Origin of the sequence: Methylobacterium sp. E-016, from assembly GCF_022829745.1 — a bacterium.
Classification (GTDB): Bacteria; Pseudomonadota; Alphaproteobacteria; order Rhizobiales; family Beijerinckiaceae; genus Methylobacterium.
The window spans coordinates 132,625-146,316 of record NZ_JAKSYF010000115.1 but is presented as its reverse complement, the minus strand read 5'-3'; the positions used below and the strand labels follow the sequence as shown (position 1 = coordinate 146,316).

Annotated in this window: 18 protein-coding genes and 1 tRNA gene; 8 read left to right on the top strand and 11 right to left on the bottom strand. The window is 69.3% G+C overall.

Annotated elements, in window-relative coordinates; genetic code table 11:
- Window positions 1-100: 100 nt before the first annotated feature.
- Genes MKK68_RS15055 through MKK68_RS15045 form a run of 3 tightly spaced genes read right to left on the bottom strand, consistent with a single transcriptional unit; the run spans window position 101 to window position 2,504 of the window.
- Complete coding sequence (locus tag MKK68_RS15055) at window positions 101-697, bottom strand: rhodanese-like domain-containing protein (RefSeq protein WP_244030963.1); 597 nt, start codon at window positions 695-697, stop codon at window positions 101-103.
- A complete protein-coding gene (locus MKK68_RS15050) occupies window positions 697-1,530 on the bottom strand; it encodes a quinoprotein dehydrogenase-associated SoxYZ-like carrier (RefSeq protein WP_243935456.1) in 834 nt (277 codons plus the stop codon). The genes MKK68_RS15055 and MKK68_RS15050 overlap by 1 nt, the downstream gene beginning before the upstream one ends.
- A gap of 41 nt (window positions 1,531-1,571) precedes the next feature.
- On the bottom strand, window positions 1,572-2,504 hold the full coding sequence (locus MKK68_RS15045; RefSeq protein ID WP_147727432.1) for a quinoprotein relay system zinc metallohydrolase 2: 933 nt from the start codon (window positions 2,502-2,504) through the stop codon (window positions 1,572-1,574).
- A 173-nt stretch (window positions 2,505-2,677) separates the two neighbouring features.
- Between MKK68_RS15045 and MKK68_RS15040 the strand changes: the two genes are divergently transcribed.
- Together MKK68_RS15040 and MKK68_RS15035 are read left to right on the top strand one after the other, a co-directional pair.
- Window positions 2,678-3,238 carry a TetR/AcrR family transcriptional regulator gene (locus tag MKK68_RS15040; protein ID WP_243986226.1) on the top strand — a complete coding sequence of 187 codons (561 nt, stop codon included), beginning with the start codon at window positions 2,678-2,680 and terminating at the stop codon, window positions 3,236-3,238.
- A gap of 169 nt (window positions 3,239-3,407) precedes the next feature.
- Window positions 3,408-4,484, top strand: coding sequence for a methyl-accepting chemotaxis protein (locus MKK68_RS15035; RefSeq protein ID WP_244030962.1), 1,077 nt, complete (start codon window positions 3,408-3,410; stop codon window positions 4,482-4,484).
- 13 nt (window positions 4,485-4,497) lie between these two features.
- Here MKK68_RS15035 and queC read toward each other — a convergent pair whose 3' ends face one another.
- The 3 genes from queC to cobT are packed head-to-tail and all read right to left on the bottom strand — an operon-like array spanning window position 4,498 to window position 6,602.
- Window positions 4,498-5,229 carry a 7-cyano-7-deazaguanine synthase QueC gene (gene queC, locus MKK68_RS15030; protein WP_244030961.1) on the bottom strand — a complete coding sequence of 244 codons (732 nt, stop codon included), beginning with the start codon at window positions 5,227-5,229 and terminating at the stop codon, window positions 4,498-4,500.
- Window positions 5,222-5,578, bottom strand: coding sequence for a 6-carboxytetrahydropterin synthase QueD (gene queD, locus MKK68_RS15025; protein WP_147841758.1), 357 nt, complete (start codon window positions 5,576-5,578; stop codon window positions 5,222-5,224). The genes queC and queD overlap by 8 nt, the downstream gene beginning before the upstream one ends.
- 4 nt (window positions 5,579-5,582) lie before the next feature.
- A complete protein-coding gene (cobT, locus tag MKK68_RS15020) occupies window positions 5,583-6,602 on the bottom strand; it encodes a nicotinate-nucleotide--dimethylbenzimidazole phosphoribosyltransferase (protein ID WP_244030960.1) in 1,020 nt (339 codons plus the stop codon).
- Window positions 6,603-6,735: 133 nt separating this feature from the next.
- Between cobT and cobS the strand changes: the two genes are divergently transcribed.
- The 3 genes from cobS to MKK68_RS15005 are packed head-to-tail and all read left to right on the top strand — an operon-like array spanning window position 6,736 to window position 8,503.
- On the top strand, window positions 6,736-7,557 hold the full coding sequence (cobS, locus tag MKK68_RS15015) for an adenosylcobinamide-GDP ribazoletransferase (protein ID WP_244030958.1): 822 nt from the start codon (window positions 6,736-6,738) through the stop codon (window positions 7,555-7,557).
- Window positions 7,558-7,595: 38 nt separating this feature from the next.
- Window positions 7,596-7,817: a DUF1289 domain-containing protein gene (locus MKK68_RS15010; protein WP_147841755.1), complete on the top strand. Its 222-nt coding sequence runs from the start codon at window positions 7,596-7,598 to the stop codon at window positions 7,815-7,817.
- Window positions 7,814-8,503 (top strand): TIGR02281 family clan AA aspartic protease, encoded by a 690-nt coding sequence (locus tag MKK68_RS15005; protein ID WP_244030954.1) that lies wholly within the window; start codon window positions 7,814-7,816, stop codon window positions 8,501-8,503. The genes MKK68_RS15010 and MKK68_RS15005 overlap by 4 nt, the downstream gene beginning before the upstream one ends.
- On the opposite strand, the gene dusA is transcribed toward MKK68_RS15005, so the two are convergent.
- Window positions 8,504-9,523 (bottom strand): tRNA dihydrouridine(20/20a) synthase DusA, encoded by a 1,020-nt coding sequence (gene dusA / locus MKK68_RS15000; protein WP_279605353.1) that lies wholly within the window; start codon window positions 9,521-9,523, stop codon window positions 8,504-8,506.
- Window positions 9,524-9,885: 362 nt separating this feature from the next.
- On the opposite strand from dusA, the gene MKK68_RS14995 reads away from it, so the two are divergent.
- Window positions 9,886-9,962 (top strand) — tRNA-Arg (locus tag MKK68_RS14995).
- Here the strand turns inward: MKK68_RS14995 and MKK68_RS14990 are convergent.
- Entirely contained in the window at window positions 9,933-10,121 is a 189-nt protein-coding gene (locus MKK68_RS14990) for a hypothetical protein (protein WP_244030952.1), read from the bottom strand. The genes MKK68_RS14995 and MKK68_RS14990 overlap by 30 nt on opposite strands.
- 568 nt (window positions 10,122-10,689) lie before the next feature.
- On the opposite strand from MKK68_RS14990, the gene MKK68_RS14985 reads away from it, so the two are divergent.
- Window positions 10,690-10,926, top strand: coding sequence for a hypothetical protein (locus MKK68_RS14985; RefSeq protein ID WP_147841751.1), 237 nt, complete (start codon window positions 10,690-10,692; stop codon window positions 10,924-10,926).
- Between the two features lie 35 nt (window positions 10,927-10,961).
- On the opposite strand, the gene MKK68_RS14980 is transcribed toward MKK68_RS14985, so the two are convergent.
- The 3 genes from MKK68_RS14980 to MKK68_RS14970 form a co-directional block, all read right to left on the bottom strand.
- Complete coding sequence (locus MKK68_RS14980) at window positions 10,962-11,207, bottom strand: hypothetical protein (RefSeq protein ID WP_243986266.1); 246 nt, start codon at window positions 11,205-11,207, stop codon at window positions 10,962-10,964.
- Window positions 11,200-11,784 (bottom strand): hypothetical protein, encoded by a 585-nt coding sequence (locus tag MKK68_RS14975; RefSeq protein ID WP_244030951.1) that lies wholly within the window; start codon window positions 11,782-11,784, stop codon window positions 11,200-11,202. The genes MKK68_RS14980 and MKK68_RS14975 overlap by 8 nt, the downstream gene beginning before the upstream one ends.
- 432 nt (window positions 11,785-12,216) lie before the next feature.
- Complete coding sequence (locus MKK68_RS14970) at window positions 12,217-12,411, bottom strand: hypothetical protein (protein ID WP_244030950.1); 195 nt, start codon at window positions 12,409-12,411, stop codon at window positions 12,217-12,219.
- On the opposite strand from MKK68_RS14970, the gene MKK68_RS14965 reads away from it, so the two are divergent.
- Window positions 12,406-13,284 (top strand): DUF6551 family protein, encoded by an 879-nt coding sequence (locus MKK68_RS14965; protein ID WP_244030948.1) that lies wholly within the window; start codon window positions 12,406-12,408, stop codon window positions 13,282-13,284. The genes MKK68_RS14970 and MKK68_RS14965 overlap by 6 nt on opposite strands.
- Window positions 13,285-13,692: the final 408 nt, after the last annotated feature.

Genomic DNA, 13,692 nt, shown 5'->3' with positions numbered 1-13,692 from the left:
CGAGAATCCCGCCCGCCGCTTTTCCTTTGCGGGAGGGTGTCAGGCTCCGCCGGGCGGGACGCGTCCACGCGAGCCGGCATGCGGCGCGCTCGAGAAGGCGCTAGCGCTCGCCGGCGGAGACGGGCTTGCGCGCCCATTCGGGGTCCTCCCGGACCACCGCGGTCTCGTGCTTGTCTTGCCAGCCCTCGATCCCGTCGGGGAACCAGTGCACCGCGGTGTAGCCCTGCCGGACGAGACGCTTGCCGGCGTTCCAGCTGCCCCAGCAATCGGGATGGCAGAAGGTGACGATGGGCTTCGCCTTGTCGCCGCCGGTCAGCGCCTCGACCCGCTTCAGGAACAGGTCCTCGCGTACGGGATCGAGGGGCGCCGCGCCCGCATTCGGCATCCAGACGGCGCCGGGCACCGAGCGGTGGGCCGGAAGCCAGGGCCGGTCCGCCGGGAAGTTCGCGGGCTTTCGGTCGGCCAAAGCCACGTCGATCAGCAGCGGCTGCTTCGGCATCAGCGCGTCGAGGGCGGCGATGTCGACGACGACGGCGCCGCTCAGGGTCTTCGGCGTGTAGCCCTGCTGCACGCCCTCATGCAGGCCCGCCGGCTCCGGCACGTTCACCGGCGAGTCCGCCGGCGCCGCGGCGAGGAGACCCGCGGCGGCGAGCGCCGTGCCGACGCAGATCAGGCGATGGGATCGGCGCGCGGGCATCAGTTGCTCGGGCTCGGCGCGTTGAAGCTGTGCTCCCACGAGCCGCCCTGGCTGTCGGTGGCGGCGACCTTGATCGGCTTGCCGGGCTCGGGGATGAGGCCGAAATTGATCACCGGGTTCGAGGCGATCGAGATGTCGCCGTCCATGGTGAACACGGTCTTGTCGCCGGCGGTGACGACGAGCTTGTTGATGTAGCGCGCCGGCGTGTAGTCGCGGGTCACCTGGTTCATCTGCATGCCCGAGAAGTTCGGGTGGCGGATCATCAGCGTCGCCTCGACGGGCTTGCCGGCTTGGGCCTCGCCGGAAAACTTCATCCGCATGTCGCCCATGCCCTTCATCGCCTCCTCGTCGCTCATGCCCATGGGAGCCGAGCAGCCGCCCGAGGCCTTCACGAACTTGACCGCCTCGTAGAGGCCGCCGTCCTTCGTCTCGGCGACGGCGTGGACGTTGGTGTAATTGTTCACGCGCACCCGGAGCTTCAGCTCGCTCGGGTCGGCGGCCGGGCCGAAGGTGAAGTGCGCGGCGTAGGGCGACGGGTTGTCGTCGATGACGAAGTGCACCGCCTTGATCTTGTCCTTCTCCGGCATGGTCAGGGTGATCGGCACCAGCGCCGCATCCATCGCGCGGTTCGGCGCGTCGATCCGGATGAGGGTGTCGGTCGGCGCGATCTTGCGGTCGCCGAACACCGACTTGGCGATCTCCTGCCAGCGCGCGGCGCGCTCCGCGTCGGTGTCCGAGGCACCGGCCGCCAGGACGGGTCCGGACAGGACCGGGCCGGCGAGGATGGCGGCCGACAGGCTCGCGCTCAGGATCAACGAAAGGGCGGACTTCATGGCGTTCCTCCGATGGCGTGAAAGATAAGTCGTGCCGGGCCTCATTCCCACTCGAGCTCCTTGTAGGCTTCGGTGACGTTGCGGCCGTTGTAGCTGTCGAACAGGTCCCACTTGCCGCGCTCGGATTGCGCGACGGTCCCCACTGCCTTCTCGATCGACACGTCGGCGGCGATGGCCTTGCGGGTCTCGTCGCGCAGCGTGGTGAGATAGCCGGCGAGCGCATCGAGCCCCGGCGCCAGCGCGACGGACACCGGGCCGTGGCCGGGGACCGCCCGGGTCGCGCCCGAGCCCCGCAAGCCCTCGATCTCCTTCAGCCACCCATTGAGGTTGCCGTCGAGCGAGGGGATGCGGCCGACCGAGAGCAGGTCGCCGGTGAACAGCAGGCCGCTCGCGCTGTCGATCATCGAGAGATCGCAGGAGGTGTGCGCGGTGGCGTGTGCAGCGAAGCGCAGGGTGCGATCGCCAAGGTCGACCTCGGCCCCGTCCTTCACCTCCTGCGTCGGGTAGACGACGCTGCCGGCCTTGTCGGCGCCGAGGATGTCGACGAGCCGCTGGCGGTAATAGTCGCCCCGCGCGTCGAGCGCCTCGCGCAGGCGGGCATGGCCGATGACGTTGGGCTTGTCGGCCAGGAAGGCCGCGGCGCCGAAGCAATGGTCCGGATGGACGTGGGTGATGACCACGTGCCGGATCGGCTTCGAGGTGCGCTTCACGATCTCGGAGCGGAGCCATTGCCCGTCGGCGAGGCTGCCGCCCGACTCCGTGACCAGCACGGCCTCCTTGCCGACGATGAAGCCGATGTTGGCGATCGCGTCGTCGTTCTCGGGCGTCGCGTCGGCGTTCGGTCCGCGGCGCATGAAGATGCCGGGCCCGACCTCCTCCATCGCGAAGGACTCGGCCGAGAAGCCGGGCTTCGGAAGGCAGCACAGGCAGAACCCGCCGAAGAGCGCGGCGCGGCGCGTCAGCACGGCGCTCATCGCCGGGAATCCCTGCGGCGGGCATGGGCGTGGCGCTGAGCCGTTCCCGACATGCGGGACCTCCTGACTTATTGTTCCAACCATCTAGTAGGTAGATTTCTTCGGCGTCAAGTGCCACAAGGGGGGAACGTGCTGCCCGCTGGCGCGCTGCGAATACGGTTTCCGACCCTGCGATGCGAGACACCCGCGCCGAGTTGCTGCTTCAGGCCGAGATGCTGGTGCGCGGGCGCGGCTGGTCCGGCTTCAGCTACGCCGACCTCGCCGAGGTGGTCGGCATCCGCAAGGCCAGCATCCACCATCACTTCCGGACCAAGGACGATCTCGGCGCGGCGCTGGTGGCGGCCTACGGCGAACGCTACGACGTGGCCCTCGCCGACATCTGCGCAACGCACCCGGCCGGCATCGACCGGATCGCGGCTTACGGCCGGCTCTATCTCGGCGGTGTCGAGCAGGGGCTCGGCTGCCTGTGCGCCGCGCTCGCCACGGAGGGAGACGCGCTGCCCGAACGGCTGCGGGGCGACGTCGGCGCGTTCTTCGCCCATCACCTGACGTGGCTGGAGCAGGTGTTTCGCGACGGCGCGGCCGATGGGAGCATCCGGGCCGGGCTCGACCCCGCGCGCCATGCCCGCCTGGTGGTGGCGACGCTCGAAGGCGCGCTGCTGCTGGAGCGGCTGCTCGGCGGGCCCGAAGCCTTCGCCGGGACGCTGACCGCGCTGACCGACCGCCTGCGCTGACCCAGCTCGCGAACGATGGCCGCCCGAGACGGACGGGTTTCGCGCCGCTGACAGCGGCGGCCGGATTGAAAGCAGCGGCGCCCGGCTCTTCGATTAGATTAAAGTCTTATTCACTCGGCCAGTCTAGGTATTAAGTCACGAACGACGATCCGAACCCGAGCCGAACCGCATGCCTGTCTCCGCCTCGAACATCGTCGGCCGAGCCGCGGACGCGACGGTCGAGCCGGCGCCGACCTTGGCGACGATCTCGACCCTGACCGCCGGGGTCAGCCGGGTGGCACAGGAGAAGATCGGGCGCATCCACCAGATCACCGCGCAGGCGAAGATCCTTGCGCTCAACGCGCTGATCGAGGCGGCCCATGCCGGTGAGCACGGCAAGGGTTTCTCCGTGGTGGCACAGGAGGTCCGCGGCATCGGCGCCGAGATCGAGAGCCTCGCCCGCGAGCTGGAGACGCAGCTGTCCGGGCATATCGGCGAGCTCGGCCGCACCGTCGGCGCGATGGCCGTCCAGGCCCAGGGCGAGCGCATGATCGATCTCGCCCTCAATGCGATCGAGCTGGTCGACCGCAATCTCTACGAGCGGACCTGCGACGTGCGCTGGTGGGCGACGGATGCGGCCCTGGTGGCCTGCGTGACCGAGCCCGGCGAAGCGACCGCGGCCCATGCGTGCGCACGCCTCGGCGTGATCCTGTCCGCCTACACGGTCTATCTCGACCTCTGGGTCTGCGACCGCGACGGACGCATCCTCGCCGTCGGCAGGCCGGATCGGTATCCCGGGGTGCGCGGCGACAGCGTCGCCGACGAGCCCTGGTTCCGAGAGGCCACCGTCCTGCGCAGCGGCGACGACTACGTCTCCGGCAACGTGCGGCGCGAGGTGCGTCTCGGCGGGGCGCAGGTCGCGACGTACTGCGCGAGCATCCGCGCGGGCGGGCGAGCGGACGGGGTGCCGGCCGGCGTCCTGGCGATCCACTTCGATTGGGAACCGCAGGCGCGGGCGATCGTAGCAGGCGTGCGGGTCTCGCCGCAGGATCGTGCCCGCACGCGGGTGCTGCTCGTGGATGCGGACCGCCGTGTCCTCGCCGCCTCCGACGACCGGGGCGTGCTGAGCGAGACGCTGGCCTTCGATCCGAAGGGAAGCGCCAACGGCGTCGTGCAGGCCGCGGCCGTCACCGCCTTCCACCGCACCCCCGGCTACGAGACCTATGCGGGCCTCGGCTGGTACGGGGTGATCGTCCAAACCCGCTGACGCGGGCGCCCTGTCAAGCGGCGGCGTTCTGGCCCGATTTCCCGGGTGCGTCGGCCACGAAGCGGGCGTAGCCGGAGGCCCGCAGGGCGCAGGCCGGGCAGGTGCCGCAGCCGTAGCCCCAGGCGTGGCGCGCGCCGCGCTCGCCGAGGTAGCAGGTGTGGCTGTCCTCGACGATCAGATCGACCAGCGGCCGTCCGCCCAGGCGCTCGGCGAGGCGCCAGGTCTCGGCCTTGTCGAGCCACATGAGCGGGGTGTGCAGCACGAAGCGTCGCTCCATGCCGAGGTTGAGCGCGACCTGCAGCGCCTTGATCGTGTCGTCGCGGCAATCCGGGTAGCCGGAATAGTCGGTCTCGCACATGCCGCCGACGACGTGCCGCAGGCCCCTTCGATAGGCCAGAGCGGCGGCGAAGGTGAGGAAGACGAGGTTGCGGCCCGGCACGAAGGTGTTCGGCAGCCCGCCGGCCTCGAAGCCGATCGCCGTCTCGCGCGTCAGCGCCGTCTCCGAGACCTGCCCGAGCGCGTCGAGGGCCAGGGTATGGTCCGCGCCGAGCCGTTCCGCCCAGTCGGGGCGGATGCCGACGATCCCGTCGCGGAGCGCGTCGCGGCCGTCGAGCTCGATCCGGTGGCGCTGGCCGTAGTCGAAGCCCAGCGTCTCGACATGGGCGAACCGGTCGAGCGCCCAGGCGAGGCAGGTGGCGGAATCCTGGCCGCCAGAGAACAGGACCAGCGCGCGCTCGTCAGTCACCGTCGTACTCCGCCCAGGACATCGGCGTCTCGAACACCTTCACCGAGCTGAGGCCCGGCAGGCCGTCCTTCGTGCGATGCCAGATCCAGGCCGCGATGTTCTCGGCGGTCGGGTTCTCCAGACCCTCGACCTCGTTGAGGCAGTAATGATCGAGCCGGAGCAGCACCGGCGCGAAGATCGCCTCCATGTCGAAGAAGTCGACCACCCAGCCGGTCCGCGGGTCGACCGGGCCGGCGACCGTCAGCTCGACGCGGTAGGAATGCCCGTGCATCCGGTGGCAGCGGTGGGTCTCGGGCACGTTCGGCAGGCGGTGGGCCGCCTCGAAGGTGAAGGCCTGGGTGATCTTCATCCTGCTACTCCGCCTTGTCCGAGACGCCGGCCTGCTCGAACGTCGCCATGTCGCGATGGCAGGCGAGCGCGCCCTTCAGCAGCCCCATCGCCATGCCGGCGCCCGAGCCCTCGCCGAGCCGCATGCCGAGGGCCAGCAGCGGCACCAGCCCGAGGCGTTCCAGCACCTCCGCATGGGCGCCCTCGGCCGAGACGTGGCCGGCGAGGCAATGGTCGAGCGCGCGCGGGTCGAGCGCGTGCAGCACCGCCGCGGCGGCGGTCGCGACGTAGCCGTCGAGCACCACCGGCACCCGCTGCAACCGCGCGGCCAGGATCGCGCCGGCCATCGCCGCGACCTCGCGGCCGCCGAGGCGGCGCAGGACCTCGAGCGGGTCGTCGAGATGGCCGGCATGGTGGGCGAGCGCGGCCTCCACCGCCGCGACCTTCCGCGCGATCCCGGCCTCGTCCAAGCCGGTGCCGTGCCCGACCCAGTGCGACGGCGCTCCCCCGAACAGGGCGGTGTAGATCGCGGCGGCGATCGTGGTGTTGCCGATGCCCATCTCGCCGACGCCGACGCAATCCGTGCCGGCGGCCACCGCCTCCATGCCGAACGCCATGGTCGCGACGGTGGCCTTCTCGTCGAGGGCCGCGTCTTGCGTGATGTCGCCGGTCGGCAGGTCGATGGCGAGGTCGAACACCTTGAAGCCGAGGCCGTAGGCGGCGCAGATCTGGTTGATCGCTCCCCCGCCCGCGGCGAAGTTCTCGAGCATCTGGCGATTCACCGCATCGGGGAAGGCCGAGACGCCGCGCTTCGTCACGCCGTGGCTGCCGGCGAACACGCAGACCAGCGGCCGGTCCAGCGTCGGCATCGCCTTGCCCTGCCACGCTCCAAGCCAGGCGACGAACTGCTCCATCCGCCCGAGCGCGCCGGCGGGCTTCGTCAGCCGCGCCTCGCGCGCCGTGATCGCCGCGGTCGCATCGCGATCGGGGCCGGGCATCGTCTCGATCAGGCGGCGGATATCCGCGAACGGGGTCGGGTCGGTCATCGGGTCCGAAGGATTGTTGTGGGCGGGCTTGCGCGGGTGGACGGGCGCGCCGTTCCCGCGAGCTATAGTGGTGCGGGACGCGCGGGTGAAGGCTGCGTGCGGACGAAGGCCGATTGCGAGCGAAGGCGGCGTGATGGTGGGCGGACCGTTCCGCGGCGAGGCCGACTGGCCGGGCCGCGACCTGTTGCACGATCTGGCGGCGTGCCTGCGCTTCTACTCGCGCCTGCCGCTGCCGAGATTTCCGGGCGAGCCCGATCCGCACGCCGTTCCCGACTTCCGGACGATCCCGCGGATGCTGCCGCTGGCCGGCCTGATCCTGGCGCTGCCGCCGGCCCTCGTGCTGCTCGCCGGATGGTGGATCGACCTCGGGCCCTTCGTCGCGGCGACGCTCGCCGTCGCCGTCGCGGTGATGCTCACCGGTGCGCTGCACGAGGACGGCCTCGCCGACGTCGCCGATGGGTTCGGCGGCGGCGCGACGCCGGAGCGCAGGCTCGAGATCATGAAGGACAGCCGCATCGGCGCCTATGGCGGCGTCGCGCTGATGCTGTCGCTGGCGCTCCGGATCGGCGCGCTCGCCACCCTCCTGGACCGGACCGGCACGGCCGCCGCCACCGGCCTCGCCCTCGCCGCGATCCTGTCGCGGGTCGCCGCGCTCGCGCCGATGGTTCTGCTCGCGCCGGCCCGGCCCGAGGGCTTGTCCGCCGCGGTCGGCCGCCCGAGCCGGGCGGCGACGGGCACGGCCATCGGCATCGGATTGGTGCTGGCATTGCTGGCGCGGCCGCTCGGCCTGCCGTTCTCCGGCATCCTCGCGATGGTGGTGCTGGCGCCGCTCGCCGCCCTCGCCATGACGCGCATCGCCCGGCGGAAGATCGGCGGGCAGACCGGCGACGTCGTCGGAGCCTGCCAGCAGGTCGCAGAGATCGGGGCCCTGCTCGCCCTGCTGGCCACGGTCTGAGCTTGATCGCGGGGCCACGAAGCGGGCATGGACGCGGCATGAACCCGCCCATCCCGACGTCGTCCGGCAAACCCTCGAGCCCGTGCACCAAGGTCTGCGTCCTCGACGGGCCGAGCGGCCTGTGCATCGGCTGCGGCCGGACGCGCGACGAGATCGGGCTGTGGGGCTCGCTCTCCGAGCCGCAGCGGCGCGCGATCATGGCGGGCCTCCCGGCCCGGTTGCGGGGGGCCGGTCTGGCGGTGGCCGGAACGCCGGCATGACGATCCTCGCGTTGATCGCGATCGGCCTGGTGGTGGCCGTGCTGGTCGCGACCGACGGCGGCCGGATCGCCGGGGCGATCGAGCCCGACCAGCTCGCCGGCCTCGCCTGGGGCGCCGGCATCCTCGCGCTGGTGGTCGCCGGGTTCTGGCGACAATTCGCCGGCGCCCCCGGAAAGAACCTCCAGGCGCTGCTGCTCTGGTGCGGCCTCGGGCTCGCCTGCATCGTCGGCTACGTCTATCGCGAGCCGCTGCAGGAGGTCGGCGCGCGGGTGACCGGTGCGTTGCGCCCCGGCTCCCCGACGATCGGCCCCGGGGGCACGGTGACGATCACGCGCCGGTCGGACGGCGCATTCCTGGTCGAGGCGCAGGTCGATGGGCGGAGCCAGAGCTTCGCCTTCGACACCGGCGCCAGCGCGGTTGTCCTCACCGCGGAGAACGCCGCGGCGCTCGGCCTCCGCCCGGAAGCCGGCGCATTCACCGCCCGCGTCGCGACGGCGAACGGCATCGCCTATGCCGCGCCGACCACGCTCGACGCGCTCGCCATCGGCCCGATCACGGAACAGCGCGTCCCGGCGCTCGTCGCCAAGCCGGGCGCCCTCGACGGCAACCTGCTCGGGCAGAGCTTCCTGACGCGGCTCGCCGGCTACGAGGTCCGCGGCGACCGGCTGATCCTGCGCGGGCGCTGATCAGGCGGCGTCCCGCTCCGGCAACGCCCGCGAGACCAGCGCCACGGCCGCGCGCAGGGTCGCGAGGTCGGCCGCGGCCTCGACGCCCGCCGTCGAGAGGTGGCGCCGGTACGCCCGCGCCCCCGGCCGCCCGTTGAACAGCCCGAGCATGTGCCGGGTGATGGCATGGAGCCGCTCGCCGCCCTCCAACGCCGCCGCGACGTAGGGGGCATAGGCCTCGACCGCCTCGAACGCGTCCGCCACCGGGGCCGGCGCCCCGAACAGCTCGGGATCGACCGCGATCAGCCCGGCCGGATCGCCGTAGGCCGCGCGCCCGACCATCACGCCGTCGAGGCCGGACAGGTGCGCCTTCGCCTGCGCCACGGTGTCGATGCCGCCGTTCACCGCAATCGGCAGGGCGGGAAATGCCTGCTTGAGGCGGACCACCCGGGCGTAGTCGAGGGGCGGCACGTCGCGGTTCTCCTTCGGCGACAGGCCCTGAAGCCAGGCCTTGCGCGCGTGCACGATCAGCCCATCGACGCCGGCCGCGACGACCGCGCGGGCGAGCGTGTCGAGCGCCGGCTCCGGGTCCTGCTCGTCCACGCCGATCCGGCACTTCACCGTCACCGGCACCCGCACCGCCGCCTTCATCGCCGCGACGCAGGCGCCGACATGCTCCGGTTCCAGCATCAGGCAGGCGCCGAAGCGCCCGTTCTGCACCCGGTCCGACGGGCAGCCGACGTTCAGGTTGATCTCGTCGTAGCCGTAGCCCTCCGCGATCCGCGCGGCCTCGGCGAGGTCGGCCGGCTCGGAGCCGCCGAGCTGCACCGCCACCGGATGCTCCGCGCGCGAGAACCCGAGCAGCCGCTCCCGCGGGCCGTGGATGACCGCGCCGGTGGTGACCATCTCGGTATAGAGCCGCGCCCGCGCCGACAGCACGCGATGGAACGCCCGGCAATGGCGATCCGTCCAATCCATCATCGGCGCGACGCTGAAGCGCCAGCCTGCGAGGGTGCCGTCCGTCTCGGCCGCCGCAATCATTCGGATCTCGTACCCTAAAAAGCATCTCTCGCCGGCAGGACGCCGCCCTGCCCGCCTGCGGCGGCTTTGCCGTATCCACCTCGGCCGCGCGCCGGCGCGCGGACGCGTTCGGATACCATGCGCCGGAGACGGCACAAAGGCAGCACGGTGGGCTCGGCGATGCGCGGGCCCGAGCGACGCCTCGGTTGCGAGCGCCGTCGCGAGCCATGGGATCGATGCGCCGCGTGCGCGACGGCAAGGGACCGCTCCGCCAACCCACCCGCCGATACCCACTTGCCGATACCCACTTGCCAAGCGCGGAACGAGCCTCTAGACACCCCCTCGCGACCGGAACAGGCCTCCACCGCCGACCGGTCCGCAGGGCGCCCGTAGCTCAGCTGGATAGAGCACCAGACTACGAATCTGGGGGTCAGAGGTTCGAATCCTTTCGGGCGCGCCATTCCCACACAGCAATGCGAACACCGGCCGGCGGCCATGCGCCCGGCACGACGACGCGCCAGATGGTCCTGTCATCGACTCGGTCGACGACGTTCGTCACGGCGCGGTCGACGAACACCGGTAGCCACGCGTTTCGGAACGAAATCTCGCCCGTCGTCATGGTCTCTCGCATCGGCCTGTGGAACCCACGGTCGGCAACCGGGCGAACGCGCGGGAAACTCGCCGACACGGGGCCGTTGCAGCGCCGCATCTGCTGGGGTCCGCTGAGCCGTCGGCAGCCTGCAGCGTTCCTTCCCGACCGCTTCGAAATCGCCAACCTCGTCCTCGACCATTCGACAGAGCCGTTCTAGGTTCCATTTCACGGCGGCGGTGGCGTAACTCCTGTCCTGCTATTGGATCTGCGTAGGTGCCCAGAGCGCAACGCGCGGACGCGAGGTGCGTATCATTCGCGGTGGCTTCGTTGCACAGCGCGCGCAAGGTAGTTCATAATTTCGATGCTACTATTTATCGACATATGGAGATATATTTATTGAGTCTAACTACCTACTCGATTCCAGAATGCTACAAGATTTGATCTCTGAGGATAAAAAAATTAAAATTAATTAATTGATTAAATCTCACAGCCACCTTAATGATAATCGCGAAATATTTAATAAAACGTTTGAGACGATTATTACGTAAGCATCGCATTGGTAAAATACGCCAAGTTCGAATCCCCGGAGCCATAGATGGACAAACGCTCGGAAGTCGTACGGCTGTCGTCGGCTCTCGCGGCTCGGGTCCGCTATGCGCAGATGGTGGGCGGCCCGATCCTGCCGGCGCAGATCGAAGCGCTTCTCGATGCGGCGAAGCTGCTTCAGGCCTGCGACGTCCCGTGGCCGCCTTTGGTCGAGCAGGTGCTTCACGATGTCGCCAAGGAGCTGGAGGGTCCGGCGAGAACGCTCGATGTCGAGCCCGGTGGCTGAGTCGGGCGTTCCCCGATGCCGAAGCTCGCGGAGCATCAGCCGTTGCCCGACGGTCCCATCTTGCTTGCGGGCACGAACCCCATCAGCGCGGTCAGCCCGGCCTCGGTGATCGTCCAGCGGCAGGCACCGGCGAGGTCGGCCTCCGGCAAGGGTTCGATCAGCCCGCGCTTGGCCAGGGCTCGAATCTGGCGGTCCTGCGGATGGTAGAGGCGAGCGCCGCGCGACAGGATCTCGAGGCGGTAGCGCCCGCTCGCGGGCAGCCAGGGCTTCGCCTCAGCCATGGCGCCGCCGCTCCCGGCCGGCCATCGCGGCGAAGGGCCTGACGGCACGGCTCGCGAAGGGTTGGGCGAGCCAGGCATGGCCCGCAATACCCTTGGGATCCGCCGGCTTGTCGCTCGCAGCCACCAGATCCGCGATGACGACGTGGCAGGGCACTGAATCGGTCGTGTCGACGCCAGAGGCGGCACTCGATCGATTGGTCGGTGAGTCCGCCCGCACCGGAGTACGCTCGGCCGTGTTTCCGAGCCTGCCCGCGAGATCGGACGCGGCTCGGACCCATTCGCCGAACGCCAAGGAAACGCCCACGCGACGCGAGACGGCCAGAACGGCGGGGTTCCCCCGCGCGAGACGGTCGCCGTCGACCTCCAGTTGTGGGGCGAGGATCTGACCGATCGACGCAAGAACCCTGTGCAAAACGCTAAATCGCGCCTCAAAACAGTAAACCGATGACGCGTGGAGCGCGGCGCACTCGATGTCGGGTTTCTCAAGACCAATCAGGCGCTGGTCGTTGCCAGTGAGCCTCCCGGGAAGCGTGTCGAGGAGAGGGACAAAGCTCCACTCCGCCTCATCCGGCTTCACAACATCGACTACGAATGCTGGATATCCCGGCCGAAATCCCATTCTACGCTCACTTTTTCTGAGCTATCGCATGCATATCATAGCCTATAAAGAAGATATCAATCAAATTTTCAGTTTATGAAATCAAATACATGACGCTTCAATGGATATAAAAACAAAATCCCGCACGGACGATGACGATCTTCAGCGATTCGGCAGCGCTGTTTGCAGCCGTCGTGCAATCGTCCAGCACAAAAATCCGAACATCATCGACGGACGACGATGGCATCTCGGCCCCATCCGAGGCACCGGACGATCCGCAGCGCGTGTCCTGGAAACTGGCAAAAATCCACTATAAGGCCGCCCCAAACGCAACGTCTGGTTTAATATAGGTTAACATTGACATTTTCTCCTAATGGATACAGTTTTTCGTCAAATACAATTTGGCAAAAATCAATAAACGGCAAAATGCTCGATCCGGGTCGTGGACGGGCTTCGAAGCGCGATCAGAACCGACTGGTCACTTCGTCGCCTGAAATCAGCATCGCGGATCCGCTGCTGGACGCGATCGAGGGAAACATCGCAGCCGGCAGGGGCCGGGATATCGATCGCGACAGGCGAGAATTCGTTCGAGGGCAGGCCATGCATACGATCTCTACCGATGGGTTCACGCGTCCCAGTCACGTCGACGCCGGGGTGGCGCCGATGCTGCAATGGTTGAAGATCAGCGCGCTGACGATCGACCCGAGCTATCAGCGCCCGATCATCGGCGTGGGTCGCCGGAACGTCGAACGCATCGCCAGCATGTTCTCGTGGTGCTGCTTCACTCCCGTGGTCGTCTCCCCCGTCGAAGGCGGCCGCTTCGCGATCATCGACGGGCAGCATCGCACCACGGCGGCGCTGCTCGTCGGGTACGACGAGGTGCCCTGCCAGATCGTGATCGCCGCGCGTGAGCAGCAGGCGGCGGCGTTCAAGGCGATCAACTGCGTCACCACGCCGATCGCCCGCGTCGCGGTCCACGCCGCCGCCCTGGTCGCCGGCGAGACCTGGGCCGTCCAGGTCGCCGACGTCTGCGCCCGGGCGGACGCCACGCTGCTCCGCTATCCGCTGCCGATCAGCAAGCAGGCCGCCGGCCAGACCATGGCGGTCGGCGCGATCAAGCAATGCATCAAGCGGCACGGCCAGAACACCGTCATCACCGCCCTGCAATGCGTGATCGAGACCGGCAACAACAAGCCCGGGATGCTGAATGCCCGCATGATCAAGGCCCTGTGCGCGGCGATCGACCGGCATCAGGACTGGCGCGACGGCGGCCTCGCCCTGTTCGACGCGTTCGACCAGATCGATCTCGCGCGCCTGCAGGCCCGCTGCGACGACGGCTCGGCCACCGGAAGCGACCTCGTGCAGAGAATGGCCGAGGTGATCGCGGTCGAGCTGTCGGTCCTGATGCCGGTCACGCGCGAGCATCGGCCCGTGCGCTGGGACGCGCCGCGCCCCAAGCTCGAGGTCGTCAACCTCTGAGCGCGGTCCATCGCGTTGAGAACGCCTCGCCACGTCGGCCCCCCTGCGACCCGGCCGCAGTTCGCGCTCGCGGGCGGCGTGTGACGGGTCGCGCGCGATCCTGCCTGCCGACGTCGTGATCGAGCCACGGCGGAGGCACGACAATGCCGCCCGGGGCCGCTCGCGTTGCCCGGCGACCGAACGCCTGCGCCGGAGAATCGACATCTGGCCGACGGTACCAAGCCGCCGAATGCCGCTCGCACGCCCCGCCATCGTCACGTGCCCCGCGATGCACATCCTTCGAATCCGGCCGATCGAAGGGATGCGATCCACCTGCACCTCCGCATCGGCACGGAACGAGCGGGACGCATGCGATACGCGCCCATCCGATCGAGATCGGATGGGCGCGGGTTCGGAACGAGGGCTCCT

What these genes read in the sequence shown, in the direction of transcription:
- MKK68_RS15055 (WP_244030963.1), bottom strand. Translation starts at nt 697, where the DNA reads ATGCCCGCGCGCCGATCCCATCGCCTGATCTGCGTCGGCACGGCGCTC.
- MKK68_RS15050 (WP_243935456.1), bottom strand. Translation starts at nt 1,530, where the DNA reads ATGAAGTCCGCCCTTTCGTTGATCCTGAGCGCGAGCCTGTCGGCCGCC.
- MKK68_RS15045 (WP_147727432.1), bottom strand. Translation starts at nt 2,504, where the DNA reads ATGAGCGCCGTGCTGACGCGCCGCGCCGCGCTCTTCGGCGGGTTCTGC.
- MKK68_RS15040 (WP_243986226.1), top strand. Translation starts at nt 2,678, where the DNA reads ATGCGAGACACCCGCGCCGAGTTGCTGCTTCAGGCCGAGATGCTGGTG.
- MKK68_RS15035 (WP_244030962.1), top strand. Translation starts at nt 3,408, where the DNA reads ATGCCTGTCTCCGCCTCGAACATCGTCGGCCGAGCCGCGGACGCGACG.
- queD (WP_147841758.1), bottom strand. Translation starts at nt 5,578, where the DNA reads ATGAAGATCACCCAGGCCTTCACCTTCGAGGCGGCCCACCGCCTGCCG.
- cobT (WP_244030960.1), bottom strand. Translation starts at nt 6,602, where the DNA reads ATGACCGACCCGACCCCGTTCGCGGATATCCGCCGCCTGATCGAGACG.
- cobS (WP_244030958.1), top strand. Translation starts at nt 6,736, where the DNA reads ATGGTGGGCGGACCGTTCCGCGGCGAGGCCGACTGGCCGGGCCGCGAC.
- MKK68_RS15010 (WP_147841755.1), top strand. Translation starts at nt 7,596, where the DNA reads ATGAACCCGCCCATCCCGACGTCGTCCGGCAAACCCTCGAGCCCGTGC.
- MKK68_RS15005 (WP_244030954.1), top strand. Translation starts at nt 7,814, where the DNA reads ATGACGATCCTCGCGTTGATCGCGATCGGCCTGGTGGTGGCCGTGCTG.
- dusA (WP_279605353.1), bottom strand. Translation starts at nt 9,523, where the DNA reads ATGATTGCGGCGGCCGAGACGGACGGCACCCTCGCAGGCTGGCGCTTC.
- MKK68_RS14990 (WP_244030952.1), bottom strand. Translation starts at nt 10,121, where the DNA reads ATGACGACGGGCGAGATTTCGTTCCGAAACGCGTGGCTACCGGTGTTC.
- MKK68_RS14985 (WP_147841751.1), top strand. Translation starts at nt 10,690, where the DNA reads ATGGACAAACGCTCGGAAGTCGTACGGCTGTCGTCGGCTCTCGCGGCT.
- MKK68_RS14980 (WP_243986266.1), bottom strand. Translation starts at nt 11,207, where the DNA reads ATGGCTGAGGCGAAGCCCTGGCTGCCCGCGAGCGGGCGCTACCGCCTC.
- MKK68_RS14965 (WP_244030948.1), top strand. Translation starts at nt 12,406, where the DNA reads ATGCATACGATCTCTACCGATGGGTTCACGCGTCCCAGTCACGTCGAC.
- MKK68_RS14970 (WP_244030950.1), bottom strand. Translation starts at nt 12,411, where the DNA reads ATGCATGGCCTGCCCTCGAACGAATTCTCGCCTGTCGCGATCGATATC.